The organism is Paenibacillus sp. FSL R5-0749, from assembly GCF_038595085.1.
Taxonomy (GTDB): Bacteria; Bacillota; Bacilli; order Paenibacillales; family Paenibacillaceae; genus Paenibacillus.
Window position 1 is genome coordinate 4976570 of the sequence record NZ_CP152005.1, and the last position, 18129, is coordinate 4994698.

The 18129-nt window shown below is 47.9% G+C and carries 14 protein-coding genes; 1 reads left to right on the plus strand and 13 read right to left on the minus strand.

Translation table 11 applies throughout. The features are described 5' to 3' along the window. Positions 1–22: 22 nt before the first annotated feature. The 6 genes from MKY85_RS22245 to MKY85_RS22270 form a co-directional block, all read right to left on the minus strand. Entirely contained in the window at positions 23–1006 is a 984-nt protein-coding gene (locus MKY85_RS22245) for a diaminopimelate dehydrogenase (protein ID WP_133385759.1), read from the minus strand. Between the two features lie 204 nt (positions 1007–1210). Beyond that, the gene (locus MKY85_RS22250) at positions 1211–1792 is read right to left on the minus strand and encodes a hypothetical protein (protein ID WP_339236575.1); all 582 of its coding nucleotides are present in this window, start codon (positions 1790–1792) and stop codon (positions 1211–1213) included. Positions 1793–1825: 33 nt separating this feature from the next. Next, complete coding sequence (locus MKY85_RS22255; RefSeq protein ID WP_339236578.1) at positions 1826–1972, minus strand: hypothetical protein; 147 nt, start codon at positions 1970–1972, stop codon at positions 1826–1828. Between the two features lie 50 nt (positions 1973–2022). Next, a complete protein-coding gene (locus tag MKY85_RS22260) occupies positions 2023–3006 on the minus strand; it encodes an alpha/beta hydrolase (protein ID WP_342570765.1) in 984 nt (327 codons plus the stop codon). A gap of 231 nt (positions 3007–3237) precedes the next feature. Next, a complete protein-coding gene (locus MKY85_RS22265) occupies positions 3238–3993 on the minus strand; it encodes an exodeoxyribonuclease III (protein WP_339236583.1) in 756 nt (251 codons plus the stop codon). Positions 3994–4102: 109 nt separating this feature from the next. Further along, entirely contained in the window at positions 4103–4660 is a 558-nt protein-coding gene (locus MKY85_RS22270) for a GNAT family protein (RefSeq protein WP_342570766.1), read from the minus strand. Positions 4661–4791: 131 nt separating this feature from the next. Between MKY85_RS22270 and solA the strand changes: the two genes are divergently transcribed. Then, complete coding sequence (solA, locus tag MKY85_RS22275) at positions 4792–5925, plus strand: N-methyl-L-tryptophan oxidase (protein WP_342573459.1); 1134 nt, start codon at positions 4792–4794, stop codon at positions 5923–5925. Between the two features lie 128 nt (positions 5926–6053). On the opposite strand, the gene MKY85_RS22280 is transcribed toward solA, so the two are convergent. The 7 genes from MKY85_RS22280 to MKY85_RS22310 form a co-directional block, all read right to left on the minus strand. Next, on the minus strand, positions 6054–7898 hold the full coding sequence (locus tag MKY85_RS22280; protein ID WP_342570767.1) for an RICIN domain-containing protein: 1845 nt from the start codon (positions 7896–7898) through the stop codon (positions 6054–6056). Between the two features lie 232 nt (positions 7899–8130). Continuing rightward, positions 8131–9465 (minus strand): glycoside hydrolase family 43 protein, encoded by a 1335-nt coding sequence (locus tag MKY85_RS22285; RefSeq protein ID WP_342570768.1) that lies wholly within the window; start codon positions 9463–9465, stop codon positions 8131–8133. Between the two features lie 446 nt (positions 9466–9911). Next, positions 9912–12950: a beta-galactosidase gene (locus MKY85_RS22290; RefSeq protein ID WP_342570769.1), complete on the minus strand. Its 3039-nt coding sequence runs from the start codon at positions 12948–12950 to the stop codon at positions 9912–9914. A gap of 368 nt (positions 12951–13318) precedes the next feature. Then, on the minus strand, positions 13319–14815 hold the full coding sequence (locus MKY85_RS22295; protein ID WP_342570770.1) for a glycoside hydrolase: 1497 nt from the start codon (positions 14813–14815) through the stop codon (positions 13319–13321). A gap of 87 nt (positions 14816–14902) precedes the next feature. Next, on the minus strand, positions 14903–15748 hold the full coding sequence (locus tag MKY85_RS22300) for a carbohydrate ABC transporter permease (RefSeq protein ID WP_036617294.1): 846 nt from the start codon (positions 15746–15748) through the stop codon (positions 14903–14905). Continuing rightward, complete coding sequence (locus tag MKY85_RS22305; protein ID WP_307542940.1) at positions 15741–16628, minus strand: sugar ABC transporter permease; 888 nt, start codon at positions 16626–16628, stop codon at positions 15741–15743. The genes MKY85_RS22300 and MKY85_RS22305 overlap by 8 nt, the downstream gene beginning before the upstream one ends. 90 nt (positions 16629–16718) lie before the next feature. Then, complete coding sequence (locus MKY85_RS22310; RefSeq protein WP_339236598.1) at positions 16719–17984, minus strand: sugar ABC transporter substrate-binding protein; 1266 nt, start codon at positions 17982–17984, stop codon at positions 16719–16721. Positions 17985–18129: the final 145 nt, after the last annotated feature.

Sequence of the window (18129 nt, forward strand, 5' to 3'; positions counted from 1 at the left end):
AAACTACAGAAATGAAGCAGAATTATAACAAGTCGCGGCGAAGATCTTCAGCCGATTTCGGGGACAGGTGACCGAGCGGAATATCAAATACCGTTTTCGCTCCCTTATGTCCTTCCACGCTCAAACGTTGTGCGGCTCTCGCATACGCTACAAGTACACTCGCTGTAAATTCAGGATTGCTGTCGAGTTTCAGACCGAATTCAATAATTTGCTTTTGACCGGCACCTGTAACACCACTGCGAATTACAAATCCACCATGCGGCATACCTTCATGCTCGGATTTTAATTCTTCTTCAGTAATGAACGTTACAGTAGTATCGTAATCCGCAAAGTAGTTAGGCATCGATACAATCGTCTCACGGATCTCATCCTGATTGGCGCCATCTTCAGCTACCACATAACATTGACGCAGATGTTTCTCACGTGTAGACAGCTCTGGTGTCTCTCCTGCACGAATACGGTTGATAACCTCTTCCACAGGTACAGTATACTGTACACCCGCCTTAACACCTGGAACACGACGAATAGCATCCGAGTGACCTTGGCTAACACCTTTGCCCCAGAACGTATACTCTTTTCCTTCTGGCAAGATGGACTGTGCAAGCAGACGGTTCATGGAGAACAAGCCTGGGTCCCAACCTGTGGAAATGACGCTTACATGACCGCCTTGCTCTGCCGCAGCATTCACTTCCTTGTAGAATTCAGGAATCTTGGCATGTGTATCGAAGCTGTCTACTGTATTGAACAACTTGGCGATGGCTGGTGTTTGCTCCGGAAGGTCCGTTGCCGAGCCACCACAGAGGATCATAACATCGATCTTGCCTATGTATTGCTCCGCTGCAGAGATATGCTCAAAGCGAACTTCTGTGCTTTCAGCGACCATCTGCTCCGGATTACGACGTGTAAACACAGCAATCAGTTCAAGATCCTCATTCTGGGAAATGGCTTTCTCTACCCCTTTACCCAAGTTACCGTAACCAACAATACCCACTCTAATCATGTTCAATCCTCTCCTGTCTTCTTCTATAGTTGTCTATTAATCTATTATAATGATATAACATACCATGTAACCTGTCAGGTTTCCAGTTCGAAATAAAAATACCTTGCAGCGGTGCAGCAATAATGCGGCTCCGCATGCAAGGTATTTTGGCGTTGATTCGTTATTATAGGAGGAAAGAAAGCAGAAGAGGACAATAGTCTTATATTCTCCCTATGATTCTGACCAGGTCAATGTCAGTTCAATGACGCCTTCCTGTGACGCTAATGCCCCTCCAATTAAGGACCAGGCATCCTGCGTTTCCGGGTCAGTTCCCTGAATAATAATATTTTTGTCATCAATCGTCTGACCCGCATCCGTCAACTTTTTGGCATCGAAGTAATCTTTGTACAGCTTGGATATGGTCTTCATATCTTGTTCCGTGGTGAAGATCACCATGGCCGATTGCTTGCCTTCATTCTCACCGGAATTGGCTAAACGAATGGTTGCATCTTCCGGCAGGGGAAAGTCACTTGGCAAATTCCCTGGCAACTCATTCGTTCCAGCAGTGACCTCCTCACCGCTATCTGAATCCGATTCGGCTGGCTCAGTTGTACCCTCCGTCTCTGTCACTCCACTTGTTGTTGCTTCGCTCACTTCTTCATTGGTCGCTTGTTCACCCGTTCCGGAGGAAACTTCGGTGTCCACCTTCTCTGCATCACCTGTCGGTTCTTCTGCTGCACTGCTGCAAGCACTCAAGGCCACCATCATCGCCAGTGCCGCACAGGCCAATATATACTTCCTTCTCTTCACCATCCCGATACCACTCCTTATTATTCGTTTTATGTGCTAATCCCGCTCAAACGACTCAATTACAGGTACCGCATGAACGTTATTCTTGACCCATATCACAGATACAGATAATACACTTAAAGACAACAGACAACTGGCTATGAGAATGGACAGGAAACGGGTGATCACTTTAAACTTTTTCATCCATCCCTCCTCCTCATCCTGTTCTTCATGTATTTGTGGAATCATGTTACTCATAGGTCAATCGACGTTGTTACTAATTTCATGATTTCGGCAGCGACAAGATCCGGCTGACTGTTATGAATATAATGCTCGGCGTCAGGAACAAGCCGCTGGTTTCCTTGTTTGGACCATGAAGCAAATTTTGCTTGATCTGCTTGCCATGCCCGGCTCCCCTTACTTGGTTGATCTGATCCGGCCGTCAGGATTGTCAGTGGAAAAGAAAATTGCTTTTTGTTCTCCAGCACACGTGATGCATTGATCTTGGCGTGACGCATCTCATCCATGACGTTATCATTGTAAGCATGCTTCAGTGTAGAAATGGTGGCGGCTTTTTTCATTGGGGTAGAAACCAACTTCGGGTCAATGACCAGCGTTGCCATCATCCGATCCGAATGAAGCAGTGTACGCGCTACGCCTGTTTTCACCAGGAATCGAGCTGAAGCAAAATACCATTCGGGCGTATCCATCTCCACCGTACTGTAATATTCAGGACTGCCTCCATCGATCATGACCATGCCAGCCACCTCATCAGGGTATCTTTGCGCAAACCGGAGTGTCTCCAAGGAACCCAGAGAGTGACCTACCATGATGTAAGGTGGACGTTGTCCGGATGTTCGCAGCAATTGGTGGATCTCTTCCGAGATCGTATCGACATCACGAGGTTCATTCGTATAGTCGCTGTATCCGTACCCAAACCGATCGTATACCGCAATTTTCACCTTGGATTTCAACTTGTCATACAACGGACTGAAATCCACGTACGGATTGGGTGTACCCCAGCCTGAGGCAAAAACCACCGTAACTTCTCCTCTGCCAGCGGTGTAGAGATGCATGTTGCGACCACTCACTTCATAATACTTGCCTGGCGGGGGATAAGACTTCATATCCTGCGTGGATTGATACGCTTCATACGCTGTACCTGCCAGCAGTATAAGTCCTGTGGCAAGCATCATGCCTCCCAGCACCTTTAACCCTCTCCGTAACCCCTTCTTCATCTTCTCTACCCCTTATCCCAAAGGTTCATCTATATATGTATGCTTCAATCGTACCCAAGAAATAGCAGGATTGAAACAATCCAGAGTCCAGTCCTTTCCCCAACCAAAGTCCAGTTTCAATCCCCTACCCGTAACGCCAAAAAAACTGCAAATCTCCCATCTAGGAAACTTGCAGTCATCTAACCTTGTATTCTAAAATTCATACCTCATCCATCTCACGCTAATTCTTACCTATAGTTGCAATGTAAGACCCACGGGGCAATGATCACTGCCCATCACATGGCAGTCGATATGTGCATCCGCCACCTTGGGTGCCAATTGATTGGATACGAGAAAATAATCAATGCGCCAGCCCACGTTCCGTTCTCTGACTTTCGGCATATAAGACCACCAACTGTACACATCCGTACGATCCGGATACAGATGCCGGAAGCTGTCCACATACCCGGAAGCAAGCAAATCGGTCATCTTGCCACGCTCTTCAAGGGTAAAGCCGGAATTGCCCAGATTGGGCTTCGGATTCTTCAGATCGATCTCCTGATGAGCCACATTCAGGTCACCACAGACGATAACCGGTTTGATCTGCTCCAGTTGCAGAATATAACCCCGGAATCGGTCCTCCCATTCCAGACGATAGGGCAGCCGGGTGAGATCCCGCTTGGCATTTGGTGTATACACGTTCACCAGATAAAACTCATCGTACTCCAGCGTAATCATCCGGCCTTCTGGCTCGCTGTCCTCCTCCATCCCGTAACGAACGGATATCGGCTTGATTCGGCTAAATACGGCCGTACCGGAATAACCTTTTTTAATCGCATAATTCCAATATTGATAAACGTCTTCCCCCAGGTCCATCTCAATCTGTCCGGCTTGTAATTTGGTCTCCTGAAGGCAGAAAATATCCGCCTGACTCTCCTGATAATAATCCATAAATCCTTTGGTCACACATGCCCTTAAACCATTCACATTCCAGGACACCAGCTTCATATCCTCATCTCCTCACATCTCTCCAATATAGCACGGGCTCATTCAGAGGGACAAGCCTTACGGCTCTGGAATGAGATGGTGTCATTGGAATCCTTGTGGGCTATCTTGCCTATATTTCGCTTCGTAACTTGGAGAACACCGCAAGGTCAATATATCTGCCTTTCTCGAACTCATGCTGCCGAAGCAAACCTTCCTTCTGAAAACCAAGCTTGTGTAGCAAGAGAATTGATGCCTCGTTCTCCGGTTCAACCTTAGCTTCGATCTTATTGAGTTGCATATGCGTGAATCCAAAATGTAACACGGCATGGGCTACTTCTGTCATCACACCCCGGCCCCAGAAAGAAGAACACAAGTCGTATCCGATCTCTGCACGATTATGTACATCTTCATAGTTCAGGAACCCACAGGTTCCGATCACTTTACGAGTTTCACGGTCTTCAATCATCCAACGTAAGCCCGTGTGTTCCTTAAAAATCTTCATATACCATTTCATCTCACCCTGTGCATCCTCCAAGGATTCAAAAGGAGTAAATGGCATATATTGAACCACAGCTTCATCCGAATATAACGCGAGCAGATCATGGTTGTCCCTAGCCTCTGCCGACCGGAGGATGAATCGTTCTGTCTGAATTAATGGAAATAGATCAAAACTGAATTGCTCACTCATACTTGGTCTCCTTTGCAACATCCATTGTAGAAGTCCATTTTACTACACTTGCCACCATCTAGCTTTTACGATTAATATATTCTATTAAGGCATTACTGTAGAAAAGGATACATAGGAGAGGACGTGCCATCATCACATCATCATATGACGTTATTATCGTTGGAGCCGGTTCCATGGGCATGAGTGCAGGATACTATCTATCGCGCAGTGGATGCAAAACCCTATTAATAGATGCCTTTGATCCTCCGCATACGGAAGGAAGTCATCACGGAGATACAAGACTGATGCGCCATGTGTATAGTGGTGGGCCTGACTATATCGCTATGGCATTGCTTGCGCAGAAGTTATGGCATGAGCTGGAGGAAACGACTGGCGATCCACTGTTTGTTCCATCGGGTGTACTGAATATGGTTGATCCGGAGATTCATTCCTTCCACAACCGGTTGAGCCATGCAGATGATGCAGGCATTCGTTATGAAATATTGCATGCAGCCGAGGTGATGAAACGCTGGCCAGGGATTACCGTACCTGAACATTACGAGGGCATGTATGAGCCTGATGCAGGTTATTTATATAGTGAACCCTGTATTCGTGCCTTTCGCAAGGCAGCCGAGTCTCATGGTGCAACCTTGTTAACGCATACTCGCGTAGAACATATTGAATGCGGACCACATTCCGTTGCAGTTCAAACTTCGAGTGGTGAGACATACCATGCAAATCACATCATCCTAAGCGCTGGTGCCTGGTTCCAGACGTTGAAGCCCTTCGTGGATCTCCCGATTCAGGCTGTACGTAAAACGGTTGGATGGTTTGATGCACCTGAAGCCTTGTATGGCGAAGCACACTTCCCCAGTTTTACACTGGCAGGAAAAGAAGGTATATATTATGGATTCCCAAGCATTGGCGGATCAGGACTGAAGATGGGGCGTCATGATACGGGTCAGGTGTGGACACCTGGAAGTACAATGGCACCTTTTGGTACGGAAGAAACGGATGAGGGTGATCTTCGAAGATTGCTTGAGCTTCATATGCCGCAAGCAGCTGGGGAGTTGAAGCGTGGCAGTGTATGCAAGTATGAATTCACTTCGGATGAAGATTTTATAATCGACCGACACCCTGCCCATGAACATGTGTGGCTGGCCGGCGGTTTCTCCGGTCATGGCTTTAAGTTCGCAAGTGCCATTGGGCAAATATTATCCGATTTGGTGCAAACGGGGCACACGGATCAGGATATCAGCAGGTTCGCCCTATCCCGCTTTCGTTAAATACAAGTCAGGTGAATGAACATATATATGTATAAACTAGCTACTTTCCTGGAGGATACAGTGTTACTTAGGACACTGCACCTCCAAGAAAGAAGGATACATAAGAACGTTATTTCATGACCACAAGTCTAATTCACTTTGACGAGTCTCCATTGCTGATTGGCTCCGCCATTGTCGGCCCACTGAATGGTAGAGGCACCTGCGGTCAGAGACCCTTGATTGATATCCACCGTCAGGCCGCTGTTACGATTCGCAAGCACCACATATCCTCCCACATCAATGGGCAGCCATTGCTGATTGTTGCCCCCGTTATCCTGCCACTGAATCAGAGCGGCTCCACCTTGTGTGGAACTCGAATTCACGTCTAACAAGAGCCCGCTGCCTACATTACGGATGTTGTAATATCCATTACCAGCTGACTCCAGCTTCCATTGTTGGTTGACTGCTCCGTTATCATTCCACTGAATGATCGTTGCCCCACCCGTAGTAGAAGCACCGTTTACATCAAGTGCAAGTCCGCTGTTGCGGTTGATTAATTTGTAGATGGCGCCGGCTTCATATCCTGTACCCCCATTATAAGATGCATTGGAAATGACGTAAGTTGTGACCGAGTTAGCCTTGGCCGTAGCCGTAAAGGTTTTGTTTTGCACCGAAATATTGGTCAGTTGCTGCAACTTCTCAGTCGAAGAGGTCCGATATACCTGAGCAGACGTGCCTGTGTTCGTAAAACGACTGAGATCATAGGTTACCGTTGTATCCGTCGATTCCGAATTGGTCGTGACCAACACGACTTTGCCGGAAGCTGCATCATAAGCCGCAAGGGTGTTGGCATCACTCATGCCGATAATCTTGTATCCGGGACGAATAAATTTGCTGTAGTTGCCCATGACATAATATTTTTGGTTCACGGTGTAGCTGGTCGTTTGCGTATTGTTCAACACGTTCTTGAAGAATCCCCATCCGTCGGCACTATCCACGGCTTGCCAATATACCCATCCACTTGCGCCCATATTGCGAATATCCTTGAGAATGGTACGTGACATCGTAAGTCCACTTGCATCCCCATCGCCATATTCCGAGGTCCACAGATGTTTGCCCGCAGAAGTCGCTGTGTTGCGCAAAGCCGTACGATTGCTTCCACCATACGTATGGGTATTGATTTGAGTAATCGCTGATTTAACCGCATTGCTGTAGCTGTTGAACGACACATTGGTATCATCGATACTGTATTCTTCCGGTGCGCTCAGCTTCGTGGACAGGCCCTTCGCATTCAACGAGGCTTGTACCTGACTCAGAATGGTGTTCTGATCCGCCCGGTCAAAGTGCATGCCCTCCTGGTCGTTGCCCTGCTTCCACCACGTCGAGATCGGTTCATTCAGTGGAGTTACACTATCAAATGTGATTCCCCAGTTATCCCGAAAATGCTTCACAACCTCGGTTAAGTAATCGGCAAAATCATCGTAGTAATCGGGCTTAAGGTTATTCCCACCACTCGCCGAACCGGACACATTGCCGCTGATCGTCATCCAGTAAGGTGCGGAATTGGCAAAAGCTTCGATGATATTTACACCTTGCGCTTTGGCAGCCTGCAGCATATATCGTTGGTTTGCATCTGCATTCCAGTCATACACGCCGGGAGAAGGCTGATAACCAGGAACGGCTTTGCGATATTCAAGGACATTGGAAGATGGATTATCCCCGCCTCCAATGTTATACCGCAGGATGTTCAGCCCCAGTCCGGTATTCGCGTTGAACATTTTCTCTACATACTCATCCCGATTGGAATATTCTCCAACCACTTTGCCCCACCACGCGAGGGATGTTCCCCATCCTTCCATCGTCTGATATTGCTTCGATGGATCGGCAACAGCCGTGTAAGCTCCAGCAGCAGACACTTCTGAACCCAGTCCCAGACTACTTGTTAGCAGACTTCCTGCCAGCAGCAGCGAACCCATTCGTTTTAACCATTTCATCCACTTCACTCCTTGTGATTTACACTTGCACTCCGATGTCAGAACAACTTTCCGATCGCTGTTATCCCCAGATTTTTAATTATTCTTTAAAGGGAAAATCCGGGGATAGCGTATGCTTCCGATGCAGCTTTCTTTCAGAAAGCTTTTAGGCGCACGCTTCGCTTCTTCAAGTTATTTCTGCCCTCTCCGTTGTCGTGTAAATGTATAGTTTAACTTAGAAAACGAAGACCTATTATTGTGCGACCTCTCGGAAGGTCGCGTCTGACTTATCGAGGGCAGTAACGACAGCTTCTAATTTCAGCACATTGTTGTAATGTCTCAGATACAGGTTCGGGTTACTAAACGAGGCATACGATGTCCAACTGGTGTTAGCAAGTCCATTGACACGTTTGAACGTGGCGTCATTTCGGAAGGTAACGCTGCCGTCATTTTTCACGAGTGTAATGTTGCCATTAGTATTGCGCAGGAAATAACCCGGATAATTCATGGACTCAAACGAAATGCCTGTTGCATTCGCCAGCCCGGGAACAATACGGAATTGTGCATCTTCCGCCGGACTCACATTGGCGTCGATTCGCGCCTGATAGTTGTAATGACGAATGAAGCTTCCCGGTACATTGAATGACTCCAACTTGCGGATATCACCCGGCTGTCCGGACTCTTTCAATACGGTCATATGCCGGACCAGTCCGGTAAGACCCGCAATCTCTTGCTTGGTACTCCAAGTCTGGAAATTGTCAGCAGAGTCGCTGTAGTAATATTTTTGTGTCGCATAGCCGTCAAAGTAGATTCGCCAGGAGCCATTATCCAGCTGAACAAGCGCGGGGCCTTCAACCCAAGATCCCCAACCTGCCCAATCTCCTGTACCTTTGAAAGTATAAGGACCCTTTAGCGAAGTGGAAGTCGCATATTCGATGTATTTGGTGGTCTCATTTTTGGTAAAAGCATGATAGGTAGAACCTGTCTTCACAATAAAAGTGTCGATATAATTAGGAGCAATGCCTGCCAGTTCAGTAGGTGCAGACCATGCGGTAGATGTTAAATTGCTGCCTGAAGCGGTAATGACATAAGGTTTGAAATTCTCATAGTTGCCTGGTGAGAGGGACACGATAACGTTCAGACTGCCGTTGCTGTCTTTGAACCATTCCGGTGCCCAGGTGTGTGCGATTGTGGCAGGTGTGGATAAGTTAATGTTACGAACAAATGTCCAGTTCACTTTATCGGGGCTGGAAGCGATGCCTATGGTGTTACCCGACCAATTCGTGGTGTAGACGACGTAATACAGACCATCGGTGTGTTTCATGATGCTGGGATCGCGAATCAGATCGGACGGAGGTGTATAGGCTGGCCCTTTTAGCAAACCGTAATGTGTTGCATTATAGGATTCATAGATATACATATTGGACTCACTTGTGTTCGTGAAGGCGGATATCGTATAGACACTTGTCGCCGCTCTCGCTGTATTGGGGAATAACATCGTTAATAGAAGCAATGTTCCAAGCAGAAGGATCATTCCAGCCTTGAAAACGCTGGGTCCTCTTGCTCTGTCTTTCCTCTTCGTTAACATCAGGTCATCTCCTTATCCATGATCGAATGAAATAATGAATTAGACTTAACAACCTTACGGACTACTGTTCAAATTCCAATTACATGAAGCATCACTCCCTTCACAGATCATGGATGAACAATCATTTTATATGTAAACGGTTACAAAATTAAAGTTGCAATGTTTATCTCGCTTATTGTAAAAATCTGATAACCATAGTTCCCCGATTCCCTTAGCCTAATTCACTCAGAGGACTGAATCAGATGACTCACAAACTCAGGTAAATTGGGCTAAGAAAATGAGGTGGTATGGTTGCGATAAAAAGGTAAACTTATGCGGTATGTGATGCTGCTTTCTCGACCTAATTTACTTCTCTAAAAAATGCTCCAACTTGAACTCTCCCGGTTCAATTATCGTTCCCCGCCATAGTTGGATATGGGTAAGCCATCTACCGACTAATACATGAGCTAGTTCACGACAACCCACGGATAACGGGATAATGCATCCAGCAGGAAACGTACATGTGTTGGTGTTCTGCCTTCTTCATCGAACAAAAGCAATTCATTCTCTTCCTGTAACCAAGCTACCGGGATCTTGTAATCCTCTTGTGGACCAATCTGCCAGTAACGGCCCAGATGATGTCCATTCAGGTGAATGGTTCCTTTGCTCATTCCGGTCAGACGAAGCATCAAGTTCACCTTATGATGCTCGGATACTACGGGCTTGGTGAAATGCCAGCGGTACCAGACAGGCTGACCATGCAAGCCTTGTGCTTGAGGAGCATTAGATGTGGGCTGAGATTTCTCGCTCACCGCAGCACTTGAGCCTCCACCGTCTGAGGTATAGGTCACCGGGTTGGCATTCCCATTGCCACTTTTGGCGACACCAGACTGTGCCGTACGCAGGATGGACCCCTGTACGCTACGTTGAGCCAGTTCTTGCCCTGTTTCAGTGCGCTCCCATTGTTCCGGAAGTAAAGCATCCGTTCCTGCCATACGCCAATCTTTCAGTTCTCCCTGACTTGGATACGTGATCAGTTCCAGTCGGTTCAGTGAGGAACGGCTATACAGCATTTCCAGTGTATTCGTCTCTCCGGGCTTGATATACAAGGAAATGTCTAGTGTCTGGAAGGCAAACCAATCCTGATATCCCTCCATCGGAACTTCAATGCCATTGATACGAAGGCCTTTACTCAAGGCACCCACCAGTATCGCCCGATCCCTACCATCCAGCGTAAAGCTTCTGCTCAGAAGTGGCGCCCCATGTATAGCGTTCACCTCATCGAGATGCACAAGTCTACTCTCCGTATGCCAATCCCGACGAATATCCTGAACCTGGCCATCCAGATACACAGCACCAGCCAGACCTTTGCTCTCACCCAAATACGGAGAGAAGTTCAATCTGCCCATATGCTGCACCAGAATCTGAAGTGTGTTCTTCCCTTGGACTACTTGCAACTGTACTCCTGCGGCACCTACCTGACGAACCAGTACCTGTTGTACTCCATTGACAATAATCCTGGCGGTATCCTGAATATCTGGCAAAATGAGACTGGTCATCCCTTCGGTTGCACTCTCGAAATCGCATTCGTACAATAGATAACCAAAATCTTGTCCATACCGGGAAAAGTCTTCCGGTTGTCCACTCGCCGAGCGTTGCATCGCAGTTAACGTAATACGAGACAGCTCAGGCGAAGCAGATAACGTCGGCGCACTCGGTGATCTCCACGCAAGCTGCTGCTGTATATCTGCAATAGACTCCTCGCTGGCAAAGAATTCGTGACCTGTTAATGTCCGTTCTCCATCTGTCCAGTCACCAAGCAGCGTAATCGTGCGATCCGGATCCGTGATCATGCCCTTCACCTGACCCGATGGTAACACGTCCACGTCATCGAACCCGATTGCATAACGTAGTCCCTTCTGATTGGTTGCTTCCAATCGCCATGTTCGATTCATCATCTCTTGATCCAGAATGACGAAACGGATCGGTGTGCCGTTTGCTTCCAGTTGGATCATTCCCGGCTCCTGGAAATGGAACAGGTCGAAGCGGTGTACGTTCCTTGCTGAATCATGCTCGACCAGCACTTGCACCGAACTGTCCATGACGTTCAAGTCCACCGCTTCCAATTCAACTATGGAACGCTGGCCTGCTGGGGCCACGATGAACAGGTTCAATTCTCCGTTGATCATTTCATTGCCTGTAATCATCGTGCCCGCAGTCAGGTATACCTGGTCCGCAATCTGTACTCGATCCAGCAATGGAACAATCTGTCCCGGATTCAGCGATACGGGAAGAGTACGCCCTTCTTCAAGCGTAATGTGCATCGTCTCGCGTTCATCCTTGTGACTCTCCAAGAACCAAATCTTCTGGTTGTCCGCCTGTCTGCCTCGTACAGATAAGCCTTCAGGATGACGTACAACGATCTGTTCTTCTGGAATTTCCTCTGTTTCCATCAGAAAGGCCCCGAAAGCATGGACGAAGTAAGACAGATTTTTGGTTACCGCATATTTCGGTGTCACCCGACCATATTCGTTTAGCGGTGCATCATAGTCATAAGACGTAATCATGAAAATGTCACTGCTACCCATCGTTCTTCCGCCATATCCACCAAAGTTCGTGCCGCCGTAGAACATGTAATAGCTGATTCCGGTATACCCGGCACGCAGAATCTCCATGATGCGTCGCTCCAGCAAAGGCGCCGTCTTCTGAATAGCCGAAGGCCCTCCCCAATTCTCGAACCATCCGGTCCAGAATTCCGTGACCATCTTCGGGGTGTCCGGCTGTTTGGCTCGAAGTTTCTCATAATGCCCGTCAGCACCCGACCAGAAATTAGCCCCTTCAATCGTGCCTTCCGCCCCGCCAACGCATGTAATCAGCGTAGCGTCAATGCCACGTTGCAACAATCCATCCCTCAGCGTAATCATATGTTCACTTGCGGCGGCGTCATCCATCAGGTACTCATACTCATTCTCCACTTGAACGAGAATGACCGTGCCCCCGGCAGATAACTGGCGCTCCCGAATAATCGGCACAATCCGGTCAAAATACAAATTCACATAGTGCAGATACGTCTCATTATTCTCCCGGAATTTCACGCCGTCCTTCGTACAAAGCCAGTATGGAAAACCGCCAAAATCCCATTCCGCACAGATAAACGGACCCGGACGCGCGATGACCCACATGCCCAGTTCTGCGCACAGATCCAGAAAAGCCCCACAATCGTTGTCCCCTTCAAAGGACCACTGTCCTTCTTCCGGTTCATGTACGTTCCACGCAAAGTAGGTGTCGATACAGTTCATGCCTGCCAGCTTCGCCTTCAGCAGAACCTCACGCCATTCCTCCTTCGGCATACGGAAATAATGGATCGTGGCACTGTTCAGAAATACACGCTCTCCGTTCAGGAAAAAACTGCGTGCATCATATGTTAATTCGGATTGAACACCATTCTCAGCCCTGGCGATGTTCTTCTCCTGTTCCTCAAGCAAAAGGGATGTGTTCTCTGTCAAAGATATCCCCTCCTTCTCTGTATTTTATATAAATTGAACTAAAGCTTATTTACACTGCGCCCTTCGATGACAGAATAACCTTCCGATCGCTGTTATCCTCAGATTTTTTGATTTTCTTTTCTCAAAGGGGAAAATCCGGGGATAGCGTATGCTTCCGATGTAGCTTTCTTGCAGAAAGCTTGTAGGCGAGCGCTTCGCTTCTTCAGGTTTTTTCTGTCCTCTCCGTTTGGTGTAACTGTTTAATTCAATTTATATAGTTTCATATGTCCCATGACTTTTTTAAAAATATAAGGCAAAACAAATCCGTTGAACTAAATGACCATTTACACTGGGACTACGATGACAGAATAACCTTCTGATCGCTGTTATTACTTCGCCTGCAACGTCACGCCTTCCAGTACTACGGTTGTAATGGAATTGTCTGCCGTAGGCACTTCAAGTCCGTTGGCATACACCGGAATGTCTTCAAGCTGTCCCATGTTCCGATCCGGCGAAGTCTGATACACCTGCGCGGTGGATGATTTTCCATACGCATACCCTTTCAGTTCAAACGCCGTTGTTCCAGCTGACAATTCATTACGAATCACCAGCACCAGTCGTTGACGTTCTGCGTCATAGGCAGCCAACGTGCGACCATCATCCGTTGGAATAATCGTTGCGCCAGGACGAATAAACTTCGTAAACTGGGCCATGCCATAGTACTGTTTGGTCATCTCATACTGCTCTTCTCCGTTAAAATTGGCGTGAATGAAGCCCCAGTTATTATTGGCGCCTTCATCTTCAACGGCCTGCCAGTATACCCAGGCGGATGGCTGCATGATTTTCAGATCGAACATGATCCGCTCTGCGAGTTCCTGCACTGAGGTCATGTCCTCATGACTGTGCGGCTCGCTGCCGCCTGTTCCGTACTCGGACATCCACAGCTTCTTGCCATGGCCTTCTGCCAGCGTGCGCAGCTCTTCCATTTTGCTACCATTATAGGAATGGGTATTGATCTGCTGGATTACGTCCAGTGTGTCCTGGTCATAGAGATTGAAATTGAACACCGTCTCATCAATGCTGTTATCGTCTGCGGCACTAATGACGGTTCCATCCAGCCCTTTGCTCTTCAACGATGCAGCGACTTTCTTAATAATCTCGGCCTGCTTCTCATTGGTAAAATGACTGCCTTCCTGCATATTGCCTTTCTTCCACCAGTCGGAGGAAGGTTCATTGAGCGGATTCAGGGTGCGGAAAGTAATCCCCCACTCATCCCGATAATGTTTCACAACTTCCGTCAGATAATCGGCGAACGCATCATACTGGTCGTCACGCAGGTTATTGCCGCCATCCACGGCTCCAGTGACCGATCCACTAATCGTCATCCAGTAGGGTGGTGAATTGGAGAATGCTTCGGCAATGTTGACCCCGCGCTCCATCGAGCCTTGTAATACAGCACGCTGGCCTGCATCGGCCTCCCAGTCCCACTCTCCAGGTTCAGGCTGGAAGCCGGGTACGTCCCCACCGGGACGAAGGGCTTTCATCTCCGGATTTTCCTCACCGCCAATATTGTAACGAACGATGTTCAGACCTAATCCTTTCTCCGGGTCAAAGACCAGATCCATCACTTCACTAACCTTCTCCTGATCCTTCCATCCGCCAAGATCGTTGGCCCACCAGGCAAGTGATGTGCCCCAGCCTTCAAAATGATTGTAGGACTGATCCAGCTTCAGACGTACCGGTTCCTCTTGGAATACAAGTGTTTTGGATGATTCATTGGCAAAATGATTGATAACAATTCCTCCTCCTGCCAGCAGGGCAATCAGGGCTACACCCATGAGGATGTAACTCCGTTTGCTCCTGCTGCGTTGTTCTTTATGCGCCATGGGCTAAACAATCCTTTCTCCATGTACGTTAATGACTTCATTCGCCTTGAACAAAAGGTTCAAGGCATACACACTACACACCTTCTGTTACTTGATTCCGCTGCTTCCGCCGCTAATGTTCGCTTCATAGACATAACGCTGTCCGAACAGATACACCAGTACCATCGGAATGGTGAGGAACAGGGAGGCAATCATCACGAGGTTCCATGGCGGCATCTGTCCGCCACCTACTGTAGTCAACAGCTGCACACCGAGTGCAAGCGGCATTTTCTCCGGGTCATTGATATAGATGAGCGGCCCCATGAAGTTCCCCCAGTTATAGGAGAATGAGAAGATCGCAATGGCCGCCAGAATCGGATAAGTCAGTGGCATAATAATCTTCCAATAGATCCCCGGATGTCCCATGCCGTCAATCATGGCGGCTTCATCCAGTGATTTGGGGATACTCATGACAAACTGCCGAATCAGGAATACGTTGAACGCTCCGGCGAAGAAGCTCGGTACGATCAGCGGGTAGAATGTATTAATCCAGTCCAGATGACGGAAGATGATGAACTGCGGTACCATCGTCACCTCACCCGGAATCATCATCGTACTGAGCAACACGATAAACAGGAAACGGCTGCCTTTCGCTTTGATTCGGGCAAAGCCGTAAGACACGATGGAAGCTGACAATACCGATCCAACAATCGTAAAGATGGTAATAATGACTGAGTTTTTGAGATACGTTCCGAGATTGTTATTCGTGAAAATCGTATAAAAGTTCGACCACTGGAACTCCATTGGAACGAAGGTAAAAGCTGATTTGACGGTTGTTGCGTCACTTGCCAGTGCAATGGAGATCATGTACAGGAAAGGTGAAGCAAGCAGCACCCCGACCAGAATCAGAAAAATATAGGATATCGTCTTCTCCACAGTCGATGGATTACTCATTGGCTTTTCCCTCCTCGTAGTGCACCCATAGCGCCGATGAACGGAATACAACCAGTGTCAACGCCATGATGATGATGAATAGTACCCAGGCAATCGCCGATGCATATCCCATTTTGTAGAACTGGAATGCATTCTGGAACAGGTAAGGAACGACCATCTGACTTGAATTATCAGGTCCCCCGGCAGTGACGATGAAGACCTGCGCGAAGGTCTGGAGCGCCCCGATCATGCCGGTCACGAGATTGAAGAAAATAACGGGAGTCAGCATCGGGAATGTAATATGGAAGAACGATTGTGTGCTTTTCGCACCATCGATGGCTGCGGCCTCGTACAGTTCCTGCGGAATGCCTTTCATCCCTGCAAGCAGCAATACCACGCCTCCTCCTACACCCCATAAGGACATGAGAATCAATGCAGGCTTAACCCAGTTGGGATCAAGAAGCCAGGCAGGACCCTCAATACCAAAGATCGCGAGTGCCTGGTTGATCAATCCTTCCGTCGGTGCAAGCAAGTGAATGAAGAGTAATGAACTTGCAACCACCGGAACGACGGAAGGCAGGTAGAATAGAATCCGGAAGAAAGTAATCCCTTTGATCTTCTTGTTCAGGTAATATGCAATCCAGAGCGAGATCGACATGCCCAGTGGAATGGATATCAGCGCATAGAAGAATGTATTGCCGACGGATTTCCAGAAGATCGGATCATCGGTCAGCAACGTTTTGTAATTGTCGATACCGATGAATTCAGGGGACTGGAACAGATCCCAATTTGTGAAGCTCATATAGATGGAAAACAGGATCGGACCCAGGGTCAGCCCCAGGAACCCGATCAGCCAAGGCGAGATGAAGATGTAGAACCATTTCCCGTCCTTTTTTCTCACGTTAAGCCCTCCCATGACGCAGAGAGCAGATGGAACCCGCAATCATGCCGAATTCCACCTGTCCTCCTGTCGATGCTATTTGAACAACCTCTATTTGTAGAGTCTTTCCAGTCCACTTTGGATTTCAGTAACGGTATCATCAAGTGAAGCTTTGTTGTTGAAGTACACACCCAGCTTGTCGTTAATCAGCTTCATCATTTCGTTCCATTGCGGATTGAACGGTTCTGCATAGATCGTTGATTCACTGAACGCAGCCATGTTGATTTTCTTGCCGCCATATTCAGCATTCAGGAATTCATCACTGGACAGACCGGCTTTGGTTGCGGGAGCATCCTGACCGGCTTTGACCATTGGCATCTGTGCTTCTGGTGTCGTCAGTGCTTCAATGACTTTGAATGCCTCTTCCTTGTGTTTGGAAGCGTTGGTAATCGTTAAACCGTTGAAGAATGCGTTCGTTTCGCCCCATACCGGTGAGATATCCCAGTTGATGCCTTCGACCTTAGCGAGTGAACCAATGTTCCAGAAACCGGTTGTTTCCATGGCGATCTTGCCTTGTGCAAATAGCGGATCGGCTCCGATATTCCCCATGTCGGCAATCTCAGTTGGCGTTGGTCCTGCACCGTGGGTGAAGGTCAGATCATTCATGAATTGCAGTGCTTTACGCACTGGCTCCGTATCGAAAGTTGGTTTGCCACTCTCATCAAACAACGAACCACCATTCTGGTAGATGAGCTGCATCCATTGTGGCCACCAGCTACCTGGATAGTAGCCCCACTGAACTGTTTTGCCATTCTCTTTCACCGTCAGCTTCTGAGCCGCTGCCATCAGATCGTCCTGCGTCCAATCTTTGGTTGGGTATTCCACCCCGGCTTTGTCAAACAGATCTTTGTTATAAAAGAGGACCATCGCGCCTGCACGATCCGGCAAACCGAATTGCTTGCCATCATACTTCATCAGGTTCGCAATATCATCGGAATAACGCTCTGACATGTTCACATTGTTCGCCTTGATCATGTCATCCAGCGGTATAATCTGATTCTTGGAGGCGTAGGCCTGATAGTTCTCGGCAATCATCATAATGTCAGGTGCCGTTCCTCCGGCGATCATGGTCTGTACCTTCTGGTCATAATCTCCTGCAACCACGTTGAGTTTCACATTAATATCGGGATACGTCTGCTTCACAATATCGAGTCGTTCCTGATAAATTTTCTTCTCATCCTCCGAACCCCAGATCGTCATACTCAAATCTACCTTGCCACCGGACTCGCCGGAGGAACCACTTTTACTGCTACAGGCTGTCAGACCCATTACCATGACCAACATCAATAACGAAATGACCTTTAGACTTCTTCTCATACGTTACGCCCCCTTGAACTAATGAATGGATGACCACACTGAAACCCGTTTCATGAAATGGGTTTCATTAAGCTGAAACATAAAACCCGTTCCACTTTATGAAAGGGGTTTCATTCACGCACTCATTATATTTCACCCTTCGAGG

Bases quoted from the DNA above. Each gene is read 5' to 3' on its own strand.
- MKY85_RS22295 (WP_342570770.1), bottom strand. From the start codon at position 14,815: ATGGCGCATAAAGAACAACGCAGCAGGAGCAAACGGAGTTACATCCTC.
- MKY85_RS22265 (WP_339236583.1), bottom strand. From the start codon at position 3,993: ATGAAGCTGGTGTCCTGGAATGTGAATGGTTTAAGGGCATGTGTGACC.
- MKY85_RS22310 (WP_339236598.1), bottom strand. From the start codon at position 17,984: ATGAGAAGAAGTCTAAAGGTCATTTCGTTATTGATGTTGGTCATGGTA.
- MKY85_RS22270 (WP_342570766.1), bottom strand. From the start codon at position 4,660: ATGAGTGAGCAATTCAGTTTTGATCTATTTCCATTAATTCAGACAGAA.
- MKY85_RS22255 (WP_339236578.1), bottom strand. From the start codon at position 1,972: ATGAAAAAGTTTAAAGTGATCACCCGTTTCCTGTCCATTCTCATAGCC.
- MKY85_RS22285 (WP_342570768.1), bottom strand. From the start codon at position 9,465: ATGTTAACGAAGAGGAAAGACAGAGCAAGAGGACCCAGCGTTTTCAAG.
- MKY85_RS22300 (WP_036617294.1), bottom strand. From the start codon at position 15,748: ATGAGTAATCCATCGACTGTGGAGAAGACGATATCCTATATTTTTCTG.
- MKY85_RS22260 (WP_342570765.1), bottom strand. From the start codon at position 3,006: ATGAAGAAGGGGTTACGGAGAGGGTTAAAGGTGCTGGGAGGCATGATG.
- MKY85_RS22250 (WP_339236575.1), bottom strand. From the start codon at position 1,792: ATGGTGAAGAGAAGGAAGTATATATTGGCCTGTGCGGCACTGGCGATG.
- MKY85_RS22280 (WP_342570767.1), bottom strand. From the start codon at position 7,898: ATGAAATGGTTAAAACGAATGGGTTCGCTGCTGCTGGCAGGAAGTCTG.